The organism is Pacificoceanicola algae, from assembly GCF_049341065.1.
Lineage (GTDB): Bacteria > Pseudomonadota > Alphaproteobacteria > Rhodobacterales > Rhodobacteraceae > Pacificoceanicola.
Genome location: NZ_JBMPIX010000006.1, coordinates 19,407 through 38,614, shown reverse-complemented (window position 1 = coordinate 38,614; position 19,208 = coordinate 19,407). Strand labels below are relative to the sequence as shown.

6 protein-coding genes are annotated in these 19,208 nt (G+C 60.2%); 5 read left to right on the top strand and 1 reads right to left on the bottom strand.

Going from position 1 to position 19,208, the window contains the following annotated elements:
* The first annotated feature begins 31 nt into the window (after nucleotides 1-31).
* Nucleotides 32-1,912, top strand: a complete 1,881-nt coding sequence (locus ACOYQJ_RS10660; RefSeq protein WP_422906009.1) for an alpha-amylase family glycosyl hydrolase — start codon at nucleotides 32-34, stop codon at nucleotides 1,910-1,912.
* An 18-nt stretch (nucleotides 1,913-1,930) separates the two neighbouring features.
* Entirely contained in the window at nucleotides 1,931-4,327 is a 2,397-nt protein-coding gene (locus ACOYQJ_RS10655) for a glycogen/starch/alpha-glucan phosphorylase (RefSeq protein WP_422906008.1), read from the top strand.
* 44 nt (nucleotides 4,328-4,371) lie between these two features.
* Here ACOYQJ_RS10655 and ACOYQJ_RS10650 read toward each other — a convergent pair whose 3' ends face one another.
* Entirely contained in the window at nucleotides 4,372-5,988 is a 1,617-nt protein-coding gene (locus ACOYQJ_RS10650; protein ID WP_422906007.1) for an alpha-glucosidase, read from the bottom strand.
* A gap of 271 nt (nucleotides 5,989-6,259) precedes the next feature.
* Here ACOYQJ_RS10650 and ACOYQJ_RS10645 point away from each other — a divergent pair, with 271 nt between their 5' ends.
* The 3 genes from ACOYQJ_RS10645 to ACOYQJ_RS10635 all read left to right on the top strand — a co-directional run bounded on the left by ACOYQJ_RS10645 (nucleotide 6,260) and on the right by ACOYQJ_RS10635 (nucleotide 19,138).
* Nucleotides 6,260-6,667: a hypothetical protein gene (locus tag ACOYQJ_RS10645; RefSeq protein WP_422906006.1), complete on the top strand. Its 408-nt coding sequence runs from the start codon at nucleotides 6,260-6,262 to the stop codon at nucleotides 6,665-6,667.
* A 112-nt stretch (nucleotides 6,668-6,779) separates the two neighbouring features.
* On the top strand, nucleotides 6,780-9,845 hold the full coding sequence (locus ACOYQJ_RS10640; RefSeq protein ID WP_422906005.1) for an FG-GAP-like repeat-containing protein: 3,066 nt from the start codon (nucleotides 6,780-6,782) through the stop codon (nucleotides 9,843-9,845).
* 197 nt (nucleotides 9,846-10,042) lie between these two features.
* Nucleotides 10,043-19,138 carry a DUF7933 domain-containing protein gene (locus tag ACOYQJ_RS10635; protein ID WP_422906004.1) on the top strand — a complete coding sequence of 3,032 codons (9,096 nt, stop codon included), beginning with the start codon at nucleotides 10,043-10,045 and terminating at the stop codon, nucleotides 19,136-19,138.
* The last annotated feature ends 70 nt before the right edge of the window (nucleotides 19,139-19,208 follow it).

Sequence of the window (19,208 nt, the reverse complement as noted above, 5' to 3'; positions counted from 1 at the left end):
CGGGTGACAAGAACCAAAAAGGAAGTTGCGCATGTCAAAACCGACGCGCGAGCATGACATCTTTGACCTGCGTCTGTCGCGAAGTGCTGGCGATCTGTGGCCAATGCTGCATCAGCTTTACGGCGCGCATCCGGATTTTGTGCAGATGCAAAGCGATCTTCTGGCCGAGATGCGCAAGGCTTGGACGCAGCGCCCGGCTGATCTGAAAACCCTTGATCTGCGCCGCGATCTGGAACCAGATTGGTTCCAGCGCCCTGATATGGTCGGCTATGTCTTCTACATCGACCGCTTTGCTGGCGACATCAAAGGTATTCACGACAAGCTGGATTATCTGGAAAGCCTTGGCGTCACCTATGTGCACTTGATGCCCTGCCTGAAACCGCGTCCCGGCGACAGCGACGGGGGCTATTCGGTGATGGATTATCGAAAGGTCAATCCGGCCTATGGCTCGATGAAAGACCTTCAGGATCTCGCGGCTGCGCTGAGGGCGCGGGGCATATCGCTTTGCGTCGATATGGTGTTGAACCACACCGCGAAAGAACACGACTGGGCAAAAAAGGCGGTCAAGGGCGATCTGGCCTATCAGGATATGTACCTGATGTTCGACGACGACCGCCTTCCCAAGGCCTACGAGGAAACCCTGATCGAGATTTTCCCGGACAATGCGCCGGGCAGTTTCACCTATTACGAGGGTTTGGACAAATGGGTCTGGACCACCTTCAATGAACATCAGTGGGATCTGAACTGGGCCAACCCGCGTGTGTTCCTTGAGATCGCCAAGATCATGATGTTCCTCGCCAACAAGGGTGTGGATGTGCTGCGCCTTGATGCGGTGGCCTTCATGTGGAAACGCATGGGCACGCGCTGCCAGTCGGAGCCCGAGGTCCACGTGATCCTGCGCGCGCTGCGGGCCGTGACCCGGGTGGTGGCCGCATCCGTCCTGCATCTGGAAGAAGCGATTGTCGGCCCATCCGAGATGCTGACCTACTTTGGCAGGGGCGAACATGACGGGCGCGAGGGCAACCTTGCCTACCACAACAACCTCATGGTGCAGTTCTGGAGCGCGCTTGCGACACGCGACACCGCGATGATGACCCACGTCATGCGCACGCATTTCCCCGAGCTCCTGACCAATGCGACCTATGCCACCTATATTCGCTGCCATGACGATATCGGTTGGGCGATCACCGATGAGGACGCGGGCGCCATGCATCTGTCGGGCTTTGCGCACCGCGCCTTTCTGTCGGACTTTTACGAGGGGGTCTTTCCCGGTACTTTCGCGCGTGGCGCGCTGTTTCAGGTCAACGAAGAGACCGGAGACAAACGCATTTCAGGTTCCTTTGCCTCGCTTGCGGGATTGGAACGCGCGCAATCCGAAGGCGATCACGCCGGGATCGCCTTGGCGGTGCAACGTATCCTTCTGGGCAATGCGCTGATCGCTTCTTTCGGAGGGGTGCCGTTGATTTATATGGGCGATGAGATCGCCCTGACCAACGACTATGGCTATCTCAAGGTGCCAGAGCACGCCCATGACAGCCGCTGGGTGCACCGCCCCATGATGGATTGGGACCGGCAGGCCGCCGCCGAAACCGGCACCGGCCCCGCGGCGCAGGTGCTGCAAGGCACCCGCCATATTTATGCCCGCCGCAAGGCGACGCCACAAATCCACAGCGGCCATCCCACGCGCATTCTGGACAGTGCGCAGCCGTCGGTCTTTGCCTTCGCCCGCATGGCGCCGACGGGCAACCTTGTCTGCCTTTTCAATTTCTCGGAAACATGGCAACACCTGCCGCTTGACTGGCTGCGCGATCAGGGCGTGGTGCATTTTCATGATGCCCTGTCCGACGCTGCGGTGATGATCGACAACGACACCTATTCGCTGCCGCCCTATGGGCGCGTATGGATGACATAAGACGTACAGGACACTCCCATGAACGCAATGAACCCAATGTCCGCTGATGTTTTGCGGGTCCGCATCGCGCAGCATCTGACCTATACCATGGGCAAGGACAAGGCCCACGCCAGCACGTATGACTGGCGCATGGCGGTCAGCTATACGGTGCGCGATCTGATCGTGGACAGCTGGTTTGAGGCGACGCGCAAGACCTACGAACAAGGCGGCAAGCGCGTTTACTACCTGTCGATGGAGTTCCTGATTGGCCGCATTCTCGAGGATGCCGTGATCAATCTTGGCCTGCATGAGCAGATCGAAGAGGTCCTGAACGCCGACGGTGTTTCGCTGCTGGATGTTGTTGAAAATGAACCGGACGCAGCCTTGGGCAATGGTGGGCTGGGGCGGCTGGCCGCATGCTTCCTCGAAAGCATGTCAACGCTGGGTTGCCCCGGTTTTGGCTATGGCATTCGCTATGAACACGGCCTGTTCCGTCAGCGCTTTGAAGGCGGGCGGCAGGTTGAGGCGCCCGAAGATTGGCTCAACCAACCCCACCCGTGGGAGTTTGAGCGCCCCGAGGCCAGCTATACCATCCCCTTCAAAGGCTATGTGGAAACGCAGGGCGGCAAAGCTGTCTGGCACCCGGCGGAAACGGTCCTGGCCCGTGCCTATGACACGCCCGTTGTCGGCTGGAAAGGCAAGTGGTCGAACACCTTGCGCCTGTGGGGGGCGCATCCGACCGAACTGTTCGATCTGGAGCGGTTCAACTCGGGCGATCACACCGCCGCCGCCGCCCCTGAGGCATTGGCCCGAACCCTGTCGCGCGTGCTCTACCCCGAGGACACCACCGACAGCGGCAAGGAACTGCGGCTCAAGCAGGAATTCTTCCTGACTTCGGCGGCCTTGCAAGATATCCTGCGCCGCTTCCTGTCGGAATACGAGGATCTGTCGCTGCTGCCGGGCAAGGCCGCGATCCAGATGAACGACACCCACCCGGCGCTGGCCGGGCCGGAACTGATCCGCCTGCTGGTGGACGAACACGGGCTGGACTGGGCGCAGGCCAAGGATATCGCCTCGCGCTGTCTGAACTACACCAACCATACGCTTTTGCCCGAGGCCTTGGAGCGGTGGTCCACATGGCTCGTGGGGCGCGTTCTGCCGCGACATATGCAAATCATCGAACAGATCGACGCCGAACATCAGGCCGCAACAAAATGCGCGCCTGATCTGCGTATTGTGCACCACGATCAGGTTCATATGGGCACTCTGGCCTTCGTCATGGCGGCGCATGTGAACGGCGTCTCGGCGCTGCACAGCGATCTGATGAAGAAGACGGTCTTTGCCGAGCTGGACAAGGCCTATCCGGGCCGCATCCTGAACCAGACCAACGGCGTCACGCCGCGCCGCTGGATCCGCCTGTCGAACCCGGCTTTGTCGCGTGTCATCACGGAGACCATCGGCGCAGGCTGGGAGGACAATCTTGACCGCCTGCAAGAGCTGAACAGCCACGAAAGCCCCGAGTTGTTGGCCAATCTGCGCGCTGCAAAGCGCGCCAACAAGGTCGCCTTTTCAAACTGGGTGCAGGACAAGATGGGCATCGCGTTGGATCCGGACGCCATGTTCGATGTGCAGGTCAAGCGCATCCACGAATACAAGCGCCAGTTGTTGAATATCTACGAGACGATCGCCCGCTGGAATGCCATCCGCAAGAACCCGGGCGCCAACTGGACGCCGCGGGTCAAGATCTTTGGCGGCAAGGCCGCGCCGGGCTATTTCACGGCAAAAGAGATCATTCGTCTGATCAATGACGTCGCCAAGGTGGTGAACAACGATCCTCTGACCAGCCACCTGCTCAAGATCGTCTATCCGGCGAACTACAACGTTTCGATGGCACAACGCCTGATCCCGGCCGCCGATCTGTCGGAACAGATTTCCACGGCGGGCAAAGAGGCCTCGGGCACTGGCAATATGAAGTTTACCATGAACGGCGCGCTGACCATCGGCACGCTGGATGGCGCCAATGTCGAGATCCGCGAACATGTGGGCCCCGAGAACTTCTTTCTGTTCGGGATGACGGCGGATGAGGTGCAGGCGCGCTATCGCACGCCGGATCATGCGCGCAAGGCGATCATGCAAAGCCAGGAATTGCAGGACGTGTTGCAGATGTTGGTCGAAGGCCGCTTCAACCCCGAAGAGCCGACGCGCTATCACGGGCTGGTCGAGCACACCTGGAACCATGACCCGTTCCTTGTGGCTTCGGATTTTGTCGCCTTTCTGGCCTGCCAAACCAAGGTCGATGCGGCCTTTGCCGATCACGATCGCTGGGACAAGCTGGTGCTACGCAACATCGCCGGGTCAGGCTATTTTTCCTCGGATCGCACGATCCAAGGTTATATGGCCGACGTCTGGGACGTGAAAAGCTTGCTGGACAGATGAACAAGAAAGGCCGCGCCACTGCGAAGGGCGCGGCCTTAACTTTGTCAGGCGCGGGTCAGCTTTAGATCGCCTGCGTTTTCGATATAGGCAAAACCATTGCCGGGCAGGGTCAGGCCGGTTTTGGTCAGATGCGCGTTGCAGGGGCCCGTAAGGCTGCCCTTGCCTTTGACCTTCAAAGCCAGCGGTTTGGGCGACAGGTTGAACACGCAGGTCAGCACTTGTTCGTCCGCCTTTCGATGAAAGGCGAGGATCGGTTCGGGCAGGTTGAGGAACTCTGTCTTGCCCTGCGTCAGCGCGGGGCTGGCCTTGCGAAAGGCGATGACCTCTTTGAAAAACGCCAGAATGCCGTCCGGCGTCTGGGCATCGACCGCCTTGGCAGCCTGAGGCGGTTTGACTGGCAGCCACGGCTTGCCGGTTGAGAACCCGGCATTCGGCGCGTCCTTTTCCCAGACCATCGGCGTGCGGCAGCCATCGCGCCCTTTGACCGCAGGCCAAAACCGCAGGGCAGGGGGATCCGTCAGCTCTTCATAGACCAGTTCGGTTTCGGTCTGGCCCAGTTCTTCCCCCTGGTAGATGCCTATGGTCCCTTCGAAAGACATCAGCATGGCACAGGCAAAGCGGGCCATCGCATCTTCGCTGACCGCATGTTCCAGCCAACGGGTCACTTCACGCGGCACATCGTGGTTGCTGAACGACCAGTAGGGGTGGCCATCCGGCGCGCCCTGTTGGAAGCCTTCAATGCAATTGCGGAAATGTTCTGCAGAGAAATCAGGTCCAAGCATGGCAAAGCTGTAGGCCATATGCAGGCGCGACGATCCTTTGGTGTATTCACCCATGATCTCGATCGACCGGTGGCCCATTTCACCGACTTCGCCGACCATCATGATCTCGCCGTACTGATCGGTCAGGGCGCGCAGTTTTTCCAAGAACCCAAGGTTTTCGGGGCGGGTCTTGTTATAGATGTTCTGCTGCATCCCATAGAGGTCGGTTGCCATGACCTGCGGAGCCTGTTGCGCTGGCGGGTTCGAGCGCAGTTTCTGGTCATGGAAGTAGTAATTGACGGTGTCGAGCCGAAAACCGTCCAACCCGCGATCCAGCCAGAATTTGCAGGTCTCGAGGATTGCCTCAACGACTTCGGGATTGTGAAAGTTCAAGTCTGGTTGCGAGTCCAGGAAGTTGTGCAGATAGTACTGGCCGCGCTGCGGATCAAATTCCCACGCCGGGCCGCCGAAATGGCTGTGCCAGTTCGTGGGGGGCGATCCATCGGGCAGCGGATCGGCCCAGACGTACCAATTGGATTTGGGGTTGTCGCGGCTGGTGCGGCTTTCCTTGAACCAAGGGTGCAGATCCGAGGTATGGGACAGCACCTGATCCACGATCACCTTGAGGCCAAGCGCGTGCGCCTTTTCAATCAGCGCGTCGAAATCCTCAAGCGTGCCGAACAGCGGATCAATCGCCGTATAGTCCGAAACGTCATAGCCCATGTCCTTTTGCGGCGACATGAAGATCGGGGACAGCCAGATACAGTCTGCCCCAAGATCGGCCAAATGTGGCAGGCGGCGGGTGATACCTTTCAGGTCCCCGACACCGTCGCCGTCATCGTCCTGAAACGACCGGGGATAGATTTGATAGACGATCGCGTCGCGCCACCATTCCTGCATGAGAAACCCTCGCTGTTTTTTCCAGAATATAGATGTTAGCGGCAACGGAAAGCGGATATCGGCCAAAATTGGCAGGTTTGGCGGCAGGCAGGCTGACGCGCCATCAAAACGTGCGCCGCGCACCCAACAGAGCCGCGTCCCCGGACCCTTCAGAATAGCTTGACGCCGGGACAAAGATTTTGTGTTTTGCTGTGAAGAGAGTAAAATGCGCTTTCAAGAAGGCCGTCGCAATTTGGACGCGGCCCGCAGGCATTATTTCTGGAGGTAGATTATGCGCGTTCTTTCATTGATCGCGGCACTGGGGCTGAGCGTCGCTACGGCTGTCTCGGCCAACGCCGTGGACCCCATTCAACAGCACAATTCAAACGCGGTCTGGTTTGAGAACTGGATCGGCTTGACCCATGCGACCATGGTGGTCGCTGCGCCCAACGGAAAAATCTCTCAAATTTATGCCGAGTCGGGCACCCCGGTGTTCGAACTCAGCCGCGCCGACGCGATGGACGGGGTCTATCGGTATGAGCTGCGCGCGGCGACCGACGAAGACGTCGAAATCGTCAATCCGATCGACAATGGCCGGGGTGAGACCGCGACCACATCGAAAAAGCCCTACTACAGCACCGGTTTTTTCGTGGTTTCGCGGGGTGTCATCATCACACCCGAAGAGATCAAAGAAGAATAGACCGTGCGCTGGGGCGCAACTTGGCCCCGGCATGGCTGACAACAGGACATCGCTTTTTTGATGGGTCCTCGTGATTTTGTGTGAACATCCAATTACTTGCCGGGGAATCGCAATGGACTCGATCATTTCACCGCCGTACCAGAAACGCTTTTTCCTGGCGCTTCTGATCGTGGCAGTTCTGGCCTATCTGTTCTGGACGGGCTCGCGCTATCCAGCGCTGAACGAAAAGGCGATGATGTCCGGCGCGATCCAGCTTGAGGATCCATTGGGCTTTGAGGCCAAGTACCAGCTGACCGAAGCCATGGGCACGCTGGAGCGGATCTATTATTCCACGCTGAATTGGATCAACACCAACAAGAAGGGGATGACTTTCGGCATTTTCTTCGCGGCGGCCTTCATGACCGCAATCGGCTATCTTCAGCAGCGCAGTTTCCGGGGTGGTTTCGCCAATTCCTTTTTTGGGATGTTCATCGGCGCGCCACTGGGGGTCTGCGCTAATTGTGTCGCGCCGATCGGCAAGGGGATGTATTCCTCGGGCATGCGAGCGGAAACAACGCTGTCCGCCATGGTCGCGTCTCCAACTCTGAACATCGTTGTCTTGTCGATGCTTTTCTCTCTGGTGCCGTTTTACATGGCGGTCACGAAGATCGCACTCAGCCTGTTCGTCATCCTTGTGGCGGTGCCGCTGATCTGCCGGCGATTGCCTACCACCCAGATTGACGCGAGCGAGATCAGGCAGGTGCCCTGGGCGGCCAAGGATTTGGGTGCCGAGAGCGAGTCGATCTTTGCCGCGGTAATCGGCGTGATCATCGCCTACCTGCGCAACCTTTGGTACATCATTCGCCTCACCGTGCCCTTGATGCTTTTGGCGGGCTTTCTGGGCGCCGTGGTGGCCACGCTCTTGCCGCAGGATCTGATCACCGGGCTGGGCTTTGGCGTTCTGATTTTGCTGGGCGTGACCCTTGCGGGGCTTTTCCTGCCCGTCCCGATTGCCTTTGACGTGGTTCTGACCGGAGCGCTGATCGCGGCAGGGTTGTCACATGGCTACGTGATGGCGCTGCTGTTCACGTTGGGCAGTTTTTCGATCTACTCTTTCTTCATCATCTATCAGGCCATGGGGTTGCGCGCTGCCGTCATGATGGCGGCCACGATTGCGACGCTTGGCTTTGGCGCGGGCTATGGCGCCCATGCCTATCACGAATGGCGCACCGAGCAGGCTTTGAAGATGTTGACCGGACAGGTGGACGAAGCACCCGTCTGGGGGGCTGCCTATGCGGCTGGCGCCACCCCTTTGCCTAGCGTGACCAGCGAAGACGCGGGGCGGATTACGCTGGACAGTACGCCCTTCACCCCGCCCAGCCCCGCGGCCGAGACGATCTTTACCCGGATGGAGGCCAGCACCATCGGCATCGACAAGCCCGTCGAATTTACCATGCGCGACATGTGGCCGCCGTTCTGGGAAGGGCGCAGCCTGGCGTCCGGGGATATCGATGGCGATGGCGATATCGACCTTGCGGTCGCCTCGACCGAGGTGGGTCTGTATCTTTATGCCAACGACGGCACCGGTCATTTCACGCGGATCGAGGCGCCCTTGGGCGATCTGGCGGACAAGCCGATCTTTAACGCGGTACTGGCTGATCTGGACAATGACGGCTGGAAGGACCTGTTTCTTGCGACCTATCTGGAAGGCAACTATTGGTGGCGCAACGTCGAGGGCAGCTTTGGCGCAGAGCCGCCGCGCCCCGTCACCAATAACCCCGAATCCCCGCTCTCCATGGCGATCAGCTTTGCCGATATCGACAACGACGGGCATCTGGACGTGGCCTTGGGCAATTGGGCCGCTGGCTGGTATCGCCGTATCCCCGGCGAGGAATCCCGTAACGCCGTATTGCTGAACAAGACCGGCCAGCTGGACAGCGCCAAGGTTACGGAACTTCCGGGTATCCCCGGCGAAACGCTTTCTATCCTTCTGACCGATTTCGACGATGACGGCGCGCAGGATCTGATCGTCGGCAATGACTTTGACATTCCGGACTATTTCTACCGTGGCAACGGGCAGGGCGATCTTGTCATGATCCCGCAATCCGAAGGGATAATTCCCCACACCACGACGACCACAATGGCCGTGAAAACCGCTGATCTGTTCAATCAGGGGCGGCCTGCGATCTATCTTGCCCAGATCGCGGGGCGGTCTTCGGGCGTGTCGCGCAAGCTCAAGATGCAGCCCTTGGGGCGCTATTGCGACGCCATTCAGGATTCCGACGCCAAAGGGGTCTGTGAACGCAACATGGCGATCAAGGCCTGGTACAAGTCGGGAAACAGCTTTGATCCGACCTATGCCAGCCGCTGCCAGGATCTTGAGGGCCGGTATCAGGCGGAATGCAAGGCGATGTTGATCAAGGATCTTGCGATCCAGCGCCGCGATGCGACCCTGTGCGATCTGATCCCGGAGGATCAGCCCATTCCCAAAGCCTATTGCACATTGCATTTCAAACCGGCGCGTGAACTTCAGGCCGAAGAGGTCGCCCTGACCCATCAGCAAATCCTGCGCTCGAATGTGATGCTTGAATGGGACGGAAAAGCATTTGAAGACACGGCGGCAAAGCGGGGCCTCGATGTCGGCGGCTGGAGCTGGGACACCAAGATTGCCGACTTTGATCAGGATGGCTGGCAGGATGTCTATATCGTCAACGGCACATGGGTCCCGAACGAGGTGTCGCCGTCAAACCTGTTTTTTCACAACACCGGCGCGGACACATTCGAAGAAGCCTCGGCCGAGTTTGGGCTGGAAGACTACCAGATGACCGCCGCCGCGACGCGCTTTGACATGGACGGTGACGGCGATCTGGACATGGTCACCCATCCCGTCAATGGCCCGCTGGCCGTGTTCAGGAACAACACTCAAATGCCCGGTCTGGCGTTCCGCCTGAAAGATGGGGCAGGGAACCGCGACGGCATCGGTGCCAAGATCACCCTGATCGGCCAGGACGGCAGCCAACAGACCCGCGAATTGCAACTGGGCGGAGGCTTTATGAGCTTTGACGCGCCGGACGCACATTTCGGGCTGGGCGAAGCGAAAAGCGCCGCAGGCGCGCGCATTCGCTGGCCTGACGGAACCGAGACGGTTCTGACCGGTCCAATCCTGCCGGGGCAGCTCTATACCGTTGCGCGCAACTGAGGGCGCACCCGCCCCTGTGACCCAGATCACAATCTGACTGCGCATTTATACCACAGTCGCGGCAAAAGTGACGTCTGGGTAAGTGCCTTCTTTCGGGGGGCATGACGCAGACCTTAGGATGTTTTCAACGATGCGCGGGTAAACGCCGATGGGGCGCGATGCGCGCGCGAAAAAAACATTTCTTCGGGACAGCCAAAATGATCAGCCTCTTGAGCCGCCTCCTTGTTGTCTGCGTTCTTGTTGTTTTCCCCGGTCTCAGCCTTGCCCAAGCCCCCAACGGTTCTGGGGTCGATGTCACCATGGCCTTCTCGCCAAGCACGATCGTTGCGGGCACTCAGTCAAATCTGACCGTCACTTTCCAAAACTCGGACAACGGTTCGCCGGTTTCAGGGGTTGGGTTTGACGCCACCATGCCGGCGGGCATGACCATCGGCTACGGACCAACGGACAACAGCTGCGGCTTTGCGAATTTCAGCGCGCCCAGCGGCGGGACGACACTGTCCATGTCCGGGCTCAACCTGGCACCTGCCGCCAGCTGTACGATCACTGTCCCGGCGACCTCCAGCACAGCTGCGTCTTACACTTTGTCAAATACCACTTGGTTCTCGGACAATGGCGCCGGCTCTGGCGCGACGGCGATTCTGAATGTCAACGCGCCGTCCGGCAATCCATCCGTCTCCAAATCCCTGTCGCTGTCATCCCTTGATCCCGGCAGCGCCACGCGCGTGACCTATGATTTCATCACGACGTCCACCGGCTTTCTTCAATTCACTCTGAATGAGACTTTGCCTGCCGGACTGGAACTGGCGTCTCCGGCAAATGCGCTGACCACGTGCAATGGAGTTACGTTGCCTTTAACTGGGACGATCACAGCTGCTTCAGGTGGTTCATCCGTTTCCGCGATTTCGTATTTTTACGACACCGCTGCAGGCACAAAAACGTGTGAAGTCTCATTTGATGTCAAGGCGGTATCATCGGGATCCTACGGGCTGTCTGGCACTGTGAGCGGTGTGAGCGGGACATTTGTAGCGCCCTTGACGGTCAATGACTTGCCGTCTGGCACCATTGCCCTGCAAAAAACGTTTGGGGTCTCGCAGGCTGCCGCGGGCGATATCGTGCCCCTAACCTTTACCTTGAATAACAACACCCGGTCAGAGACCGGCACGGCAATCACGTTCAGCGATGATCTGGACGCGATGCTCTCCGGCACGACACTGGCCAATCCGGTCCCGGCAAACCCGTGTGGTGCCGGGTCCAGCATTACAGGGACAGCATCGAACATCATCCTGTCGGGCGGCACCTTGGCACCATCGGCAAGCTGTAGCTTTACGCTCGACGTTCAGCTTCCGGCCAGCGTCGCCACCACCGATACATACGTCAACGTGACAAGCGCCCTGTCCGGCCAGTTGGATGGAACACCTTTTACCAGCAACACGGCCTCGGCCACCCTGCGTGTCGCCGCAGATGGCGCGCTGCCCCTGGTCCTTACGAAAAGCTATGACGGCGACGCCGCCACTGCGGGCAGCCAGCCAGAAATTCTGCCGGGTAACGTGGTTGTTGTCAGCTATGAGATCTCCAACCCGAACACAGCCACGGGCGCCACAGCCGTCACGTTCACCGATCCGTTGGACGCGCCGGCCGGCTTGGTCGTTGATTCGTACCTCAGCAACACCTGCGGCGGCAGCAACGCCTATTCTCCAACTTCAGGCTTTTTTCTGGGCAACGGGACAGTTGCCGCGAACTCCAGTTGCACCGTTGAAGTTGCCTTTACCGTATCGACATCTACCGCGCCAGGAGATTACCCCTCTGTCACCGGGGCGATTTCAGCGACTTTGGGATCAACCTCCACCGTTGGGCAGGGCGCAACGGCGACCCTGACTGTTTTGGGTGGCGCACGGCTGAACATGGTCAAGGTCTTTACTGAATCCACCGTGGCCGCGGGCAGCGTTGCGGATGTGGTCGTGACCATCACGAACGCGCCCGAATCCGCGTCAACGGCCCAACAGATCATCTTTTTGGATGACCTTGATGCCTTCTTGACCGGTGCCACCTACAACGGAATTCTTGGCGGCAGTTGCAGCCCTACGACCAATGCCGTTTCCGGCGCCTCGGCCGTGGACATTCTGGTTGCCTCTCTGGCCGCTGGCCAAAGCTGTGACGTGACCTTTGGGGTGAACATTCCCGCCGCCACCAATGGCGAGTTCACAAATACCACAAGCGCATTGGTCGCGTCGGCGGGCGGGCAGGCCACGGTGGCTGCAGCGGCTTCTGCACCTCTCAAGGTCTTGCCGACCGAGCCTTTGGTCACGACCAAGCAGATCATCGGCTCTCCGGTCATTCCGGGTGATACATTCATTGCGCGGTACACGTTGACGAACCCGTCGACGGTGTTTGACTACACAAGCCTGTCCTTCATCGATAATTACCGTGTCATCAACAACGCGACCAACGCCACCACGCTCCCGACGGGCGCATTCTGCGGAGCGTCAAGTGTGGTGACCCAAGCGACAAGTGGCTTTCTGTCGTTCTCCGGGCTTAGCATCGCTGCCGGAACCAGTTGTACATTCGACGTGGAAGTGAGCGTGCCTGCCTCTACCGCCGATATGGTCTACAGCGTGAACACAGGTGTCCTGCAAGCCTCGGTTGGTGGCTCCACCGTCAACTTGTCGCCAATCACGGCGTCAGTGGAAGTGCTCAGCGATGCCTTCGAATTCGCCAAGAGCTATTCCGACACGGCAGTACAGTCCGGCGGGCAAATCTCTGCAGACTACGTCATAACCAATCCTCTGAACGCCGCTCTGGCCAACCTTGCCTTTAACGATCCCCTGAGCAATTTTCCAAGTGGTACGACACTGGCAAGTTCTTCGGTCGGGACCTGTGGTGGCACAATCTCCGAAGTGGGCGCGCAGTTCCAATATAGTGGCGGATCGCTCGCTGCGCTGGCGTCCTGTACGGTCTCGATGACGTTCGACATTCCGGCGGCCGCCGTTGCGGGAGAGTACAGCGGCGCCACCACGGCACCGACCGGCGAAATCAGCGGCCCGCCCGTTCTGGCCGTGAATGCCACCGCTGCAACGGCCAGTTTCACGGTACGCGCCTTCAGCTATCCGCAGGTCAGTTTGGTTTTGAGCCCGACCGTTGTCGGCGCTGGTTCGCAAATGTCGGCGACCTACCAGTTTCAAAACACCGATACCGCGACAACCTTGACCGATCTTAAGTTCAACGATGATCTTGACGCGGTCGTGAGCGGGATGACGATCGCACCCGGGTCGTTGGCGTCAACCTGCAGCGGCGCTGCTGTAACAGGTGAAGGCGGCGGCGATCTTTCGGTGCAAAGCCTGACTCTGGCGCCCTCGCAAACCTGTACGGTCAGCATGGATCTGTCAGTCCCGTCGGGCGCGGCATCCGGCGCTTATACAACGCTGAGCAGCCCGCTTACGGACGCTGGGATCCAACTGGCCGCTCCGGTCAGCCAGTCGTTCAATGTGGTGCCCGCTCCGGCCATCAGCGCGGCTTTTGGCCCCTCGATGATCGCACAGGGCGGGGTCAGTACCCTGACCTATACGATCGACAACACCGGCGCTGGTTTTGCGGCAACCGCGGTTGCCATCGCGGCGACTTTGGATACGGCACTCGAAGTGGCGACACCAGCGAATGCCTCGACAACCTGTACAGGTGGGACGCTGACCGCAGTCGCGGGCAGCACCGGCTTTAGCTACGCGGGCGGCACCGCCGCTGCGTCCAGTTCCTGCACCGTTGCCCTTGATGTTCGGGCACTGTCGGCGGGTAACGTCACGCAGCTAAGTGGCGACCTGACCTCAAGCTTTGGCAATTCCGGCACGGCTTCCGCCGCGCTGAACGTGACGGCCGCGCCAATCCCCGCGCTCACAAAAAGCTTTGCCGCGCCCAGTGTGTCCTACAACGGTACGACGACGATGACCCTGATCATCGACAATTCCTCGGCCCTGATCGAGGCAAGTAGTCTTGATGTCACGGACAATCTGCCTGCGGGCATGGTTGTAGCAGCGACGCCCAATGCGTCGAGCACCTGCACAGGCGGAACCCTGACCGCCGTCTCTGAGAGCAGTGTCGTGTCGTACACTGGTGGTACTGTCCCGGCCTCGGGCACCTGTGCGGTCAATGTCGATGTGGCCCTGACCACGCCTGGCAGTTTCGTCAACACAACCGGCAATCTTACCTCGTCGCTTGGATCCTCCTCCACCGCGAGCGCAGCGCTCAAGTTGCCTGGGGTCGGTATTTCGACGCCGATCGCTGGGGATGACATCATCACCACCACGGATGTGGGCCCAATTTACCTTTCGGGCGTCACGACGCAGGTCGAAGACGGCGAATTCGTGGATGTAAAGATCATTGAGCCTTCGGCGGCTTTTACCACCTACGCCGTCCCGGTTTCAGGCGGGACATGGACACTCGCGGTGGATCTGCAGGCGGGCGAGGATGGTGTTGTTCAAATCGAAGCACAGGCGACAGACGCCAATGGCGCGGTTTCGGCGCTCCAAACCGCGAGCGTGATCCGGGATATCACTGTACCAACCGGTCAAAGTGTCAGCTTTGACGTGCCCTTTGTGAACGCTGCCAACCAGACTTCGGTAGGGTTTTCCATGGCGGATGCCGAGCTTGCGGCTACTTACGCGTATTCGATCACCTCGTCCGGAGGCGGCGCAGCGGTTACCGGCTCGGGCACGATTGCGGTCGCCGCCGAGCAGATTTCGGGGCTCGATCTTTCCGGTCTTGGCGATGGCACCTTGACGGTCTCTGTCGTGCTCACCGATCCACGGGGCAACCCCGCGCCTGCCGTCACTGCGACGGTGGAGAAAGATACAGTTGCGCCCGGAGTGACCATCGACAGCCCGATTGCGGGGGATGACGTGGTGAATGCTGCCGAAGTGTCCGCGACCACGATTTCTGGCACCTCGACCGGCCTGCAAGACGGAGAATGGGTTTCCATCGATATCTCGGGAAATAGCGTTACGGTTCAAAATGGCGCGCAGGTAACGGGCGGGATCTGGAGCATCTTGCTGGATCTCAACGTCTTCTCGGAAGGCCCGCTAACCGTCACTGTCTATGCTACGGATACCGCAGGGAACCCCTCGGCGCAGCAGCAGACCACCATCCTCAAGGACACGATTGCCCCGGCGGGCGCGACGGTGGCCTTTGATCAAGGGGCGGTCAATGCAGCCAACCAGACTGCGATCAGCTTTGCCTTTACGGACGTAGAGGTGGGCGCAAGCTACAGCTATTCCATCGCCTCCGGTGGCGGTGGCGCGCCTGTCACGGGCACCGGCACTTTCGCGACGACCGCGGATCAACTGACCGGGCTGGATCTTTCCGGTCTTGGCGAAGGGGTCCTGACCCTTTCGGTGACCATCACGGACACTGCGGGCAACGCGGCTGGCATCATCACCGATACGATCAACAAGGATGTGTCTGCGCCGGGGCTTGCTTTTGACACGCCGCTTGCGGGTGACGATCTGGTCAATGCCTCCGAGGCGTCTTCGGTGGTGATCTCCGGAACCGCAGCTGATTTGCCGGATGGACGGACCGTCACAATAGCCGTCACCGACGGGGCGGCGGGCACTGTGCCCGGCACGGCCTTTGTTGCCGGTGGTATCTGGAGCACAACCCTTGATCTTTCGGGGCTGGCCGATGGTGCGCTGGCTTTGACAGCGGATACCTCGGACGTGGCCGGCAACCCGGCACCGCAGGCCACGGCCGCTCTGACCAAGGACACGGTTGCGCCTGTTGGCTATACGGTGGCGGTGGATCAGGCTTCGGTGAATGCGGCCAACGAAACGGCGATCAGCTTTGCCTTTACAGGTGCCGAAGTTGGTGCGGGTTACACCTACGCCTTTACTTCAACCGGCGGTGGCACTCCGGTCAGCGGAAGCGGCCTTGTCTTGTCCGCCACGGATCAGTTGACGGGAATTGATCTGTCGGGACTGGGCGATGGTGTGATCACCCTTTCGGTGACGCTTACGGATACTGCGGGCAATGCCGGGATCAGCGCCACTGATGAGGTGGACAAAGATGTTCTGTTCCCAGCGGTGGCTTTTGACGGACCCTTCGCCGGGGACGACATCGTTAACGCTGCCGAGGTCACCTCGGTTACGCTGGATGGCACCGTTTCAGATATTCCTGACGGCCAGAGCGTCTCTGTCATTTTGACTGACCAGTTCAGCGCCACGGTAAGTGGCACGGCGATTGCTGGCGGCGGTGTCTGGAGCCTGTCGCTGGACCTGTCCGGTCTGGCGGATGGACCATTGGCCCTGACGGCAGACGTATCGGATCTGGCTGGTAACCCGGCACCGCAGGCGACGGCGGCATTGACCAAGGATACGGTTGCGCCCACCGGCTATTCGGCCGTCATCGATCAGGATCCTGTGAACCTGTCGAATGTCACCGCGGTAAGCTTTTCCTTTGCCGGAGCCGAGGTTGGCGCGACCTATAATGTCTCGCTCAGTTCGTCGGGCTCGGCTATCGCCGCGACGCAATCGGGCATTGTTCCGATCGCGGCGGGCCAATTGACCGGCTTCGACCTGACGCCGCTGTCCGATGGCACTCTGACCTTGTCGCTTGCCCTGACGGACGCTGCGGGCAATGCGGGCGTCGCGGTCACCGACACGGCCCTCAAGGACACCGCGGTGCCTTCTGCCACGCTGACGGCACCGACTGATGCGCAAAGCGATCCATTCGAGATGACGGTGGTCTTTGGCGAACCGGTGACGGGCCTTGCTTTGGCTGGGTTTGACATCGACAATGGCACTGCGTCGGACCTGCTTGGCAGCGGCGACACCTATACATTTACGGTAACGCCGGATCATGACGGGGACGTGACCATCACCGTGCTGGCGGATTCTGCACAAGACCCGCAGGGCAACGGCAACGCGGCCTCGGACCCTGTGGTCGTGGTCGCAGACCTGACCGGCACGCCGGACCCGGCTGGCTCGCCAGATGCTGACGGAGACGGGGTTCCCGACGAATACGAAAGCAGCACGGCGGACCGTGACGGCGACGGCATTCCGGACGCCAGCGACTATGACCCGCAGGGCTATTTCTACTGCGAGGATGATGGTCGCATTCTAAGCGGCGGCGGCATCTCGGTCAGTGGCCCTGCTGGGACCAACAGTTCGGTTGGTCTGTCGAATGACATCAATATCGTGCAGGACGGCTCCAGCGGTTCCTTCCAGTGGTTCGCCACTCGTCCCGGCACCTACACGGTCTCCTACAGCTATCCGACCGATGAAGGCCTGCCCAGCACCACGCGCCTTTCTGCGGGTGCCGTGGATGTCACCAGCCTTCTGCCGTCCAACCCGGCGGTTCTTGGCTCAACCGAGGTGGGCAGCACTGGCATGCTGGCGGATGCCTCGCTTGCGGCCAACCCGGTCTTCTACAGCACGTTCGTGATCGAAGCCGGAGACCCGTATGTTCTGGCGAACAACATCCCGATGACGCAATGCGCCGAGAACCCGGTCCGCGTGACCGCTCCGGTGAACGGCGCCGAGGCCAATGGCGGAACTCCTGTGGACGCCGAATTCGTCATCACGCAGGATCGCCGCTCGTCCCTGCCGACGGTGGTGTCCTACACGATGGGCGGCACCGCGACGGCGGGCAGCGATTACACTGCGCCCAGCGGGACGGCCACGATTGCGGCTGGTGATCTGTCGGTGACGATTGCAGTGCCGGTGCTCGAGGACGGCGTGGTCGAAGGGCCCGAGACCTTGATCATGACGCTGACAGCCATAGCATCGGGCGATACCGCCACAATCCTCAGCACAACGGCCAGCGATCTGAGCGCAACTGCGACGATCACCGACGACGACTCGGCGGTGATCTCGGTGACTGATCTGGACCTGTCCACTTCGGAAAGCGGCAACGACGATGCCTCGATGAGTTTTGTTCTGCTGGGGCGGCCGACGGCGGATGTGGTGCTGAGCTTTGCCGGCGATGCGCAGTGTTCCGTTGCACCCGCGACGATCACGTTCACGTCCGCCAACTACGCTTCGCCGCAGCTTTTGACGATCCGGGCGCGGAATGACGAAAAGGTCGAAGGCTTGCACAGCTGTCAACCGACGGTGTCTGTCGGCTCCTCCGATGCTGCGTTTGACGGCTATGCCCTGGCGCTGTCGCCGGTGCAGGTGACGGATGATCTGGTGGATCAGATCCGCGATCCGCTGACCGAAATCCTCAAGAACGATCTGGAACAGACCGTGCGCACGCAGCAGCGCGGCTTCAGCCGGATCGCCAAGGGCGCCTTGGGCCGCTTGCAAGCGGGGCAGGACAATGTGCCTTGCGGGACGGTTTCCGCGCCGGACGTGGATGGCCGCCTGACCGTTCAGGACGGCGTTGGCACCAGCGAAGGCAAGTTCGGGTGGGATGTCTACAACTGTTACACCATGCGGCGTGAAATCCTTGACGGGACATTCTCGCTCAATTGGTCGGACAGCACGGGCACGCAGGCGATCCTGCAATTTGCGCGCCAAAGCGAAAAGTTCACCTCGGACAAGGCGCTGAGCGGGTACTTCTGGGGCGGTTACTTCAGCCGCAACAATGTCGACGGCCTCGCGGATGGAACGATCAATGGCTACGGCCTGAACGGCGGCGTCTATGGCGCGCGCGATCTGGGGACCGGTCTGTTCCTTGATTACTACGCGTCGGGCGCGATCGGGATGCACCGCTATGATCTGACCTTCAACGCGGCTCCGGCGAATATCGACGCGACCGGCAGCTATCGCTATGCTGCGATCTTCGGCGGGGTGGCGCTGAGCGGCACGCGTGAATACGAAAACTTCACGATGAGCCCGCGGGTCGGCCTGGACCTTGCCCATGCCTGGGTCAGCGATGCCGATGTCACGGCCAAGCAGCTTGGTCAGACGGACACCGGATCGATTGATCTGCCGGACTTCAGCGGTGGCCGCCTGTTCGCCGAGATCGAATTTGCCGGTCTTGGGACGCAGAAGGGCGCGGCCGAACTGGGCCAGATGCTGACCGAGACGACCTTTACACCGCGTGTGGCCTGCGAATTCTCTTCCTATGACAACGGGACCGAGTGCAGCGCCGGGATCAACCTTGCCGTCATGGTCACCGCGCCCACCAAGAACCTCAGCTACGGGTTCGAGATCGACTATGAGCGGATGAGTGAGATCAACCGCCTCAGCCTTGATTTCACGCGCGAACGCCGCTTTGCGCATGGTCAGGGCGCCGTGGTCACACGCCTGTCGATGCCTGCACCGGACTCGGTTGCGGTTGAGCACGGGGTCAAGCTGGACTGGTGATCCTGTGCCCCACAAACAAGAAAACCGCCCGGTCCAGGTGGCCGGGCGGTTTTTTATGACCGTGGCGTGG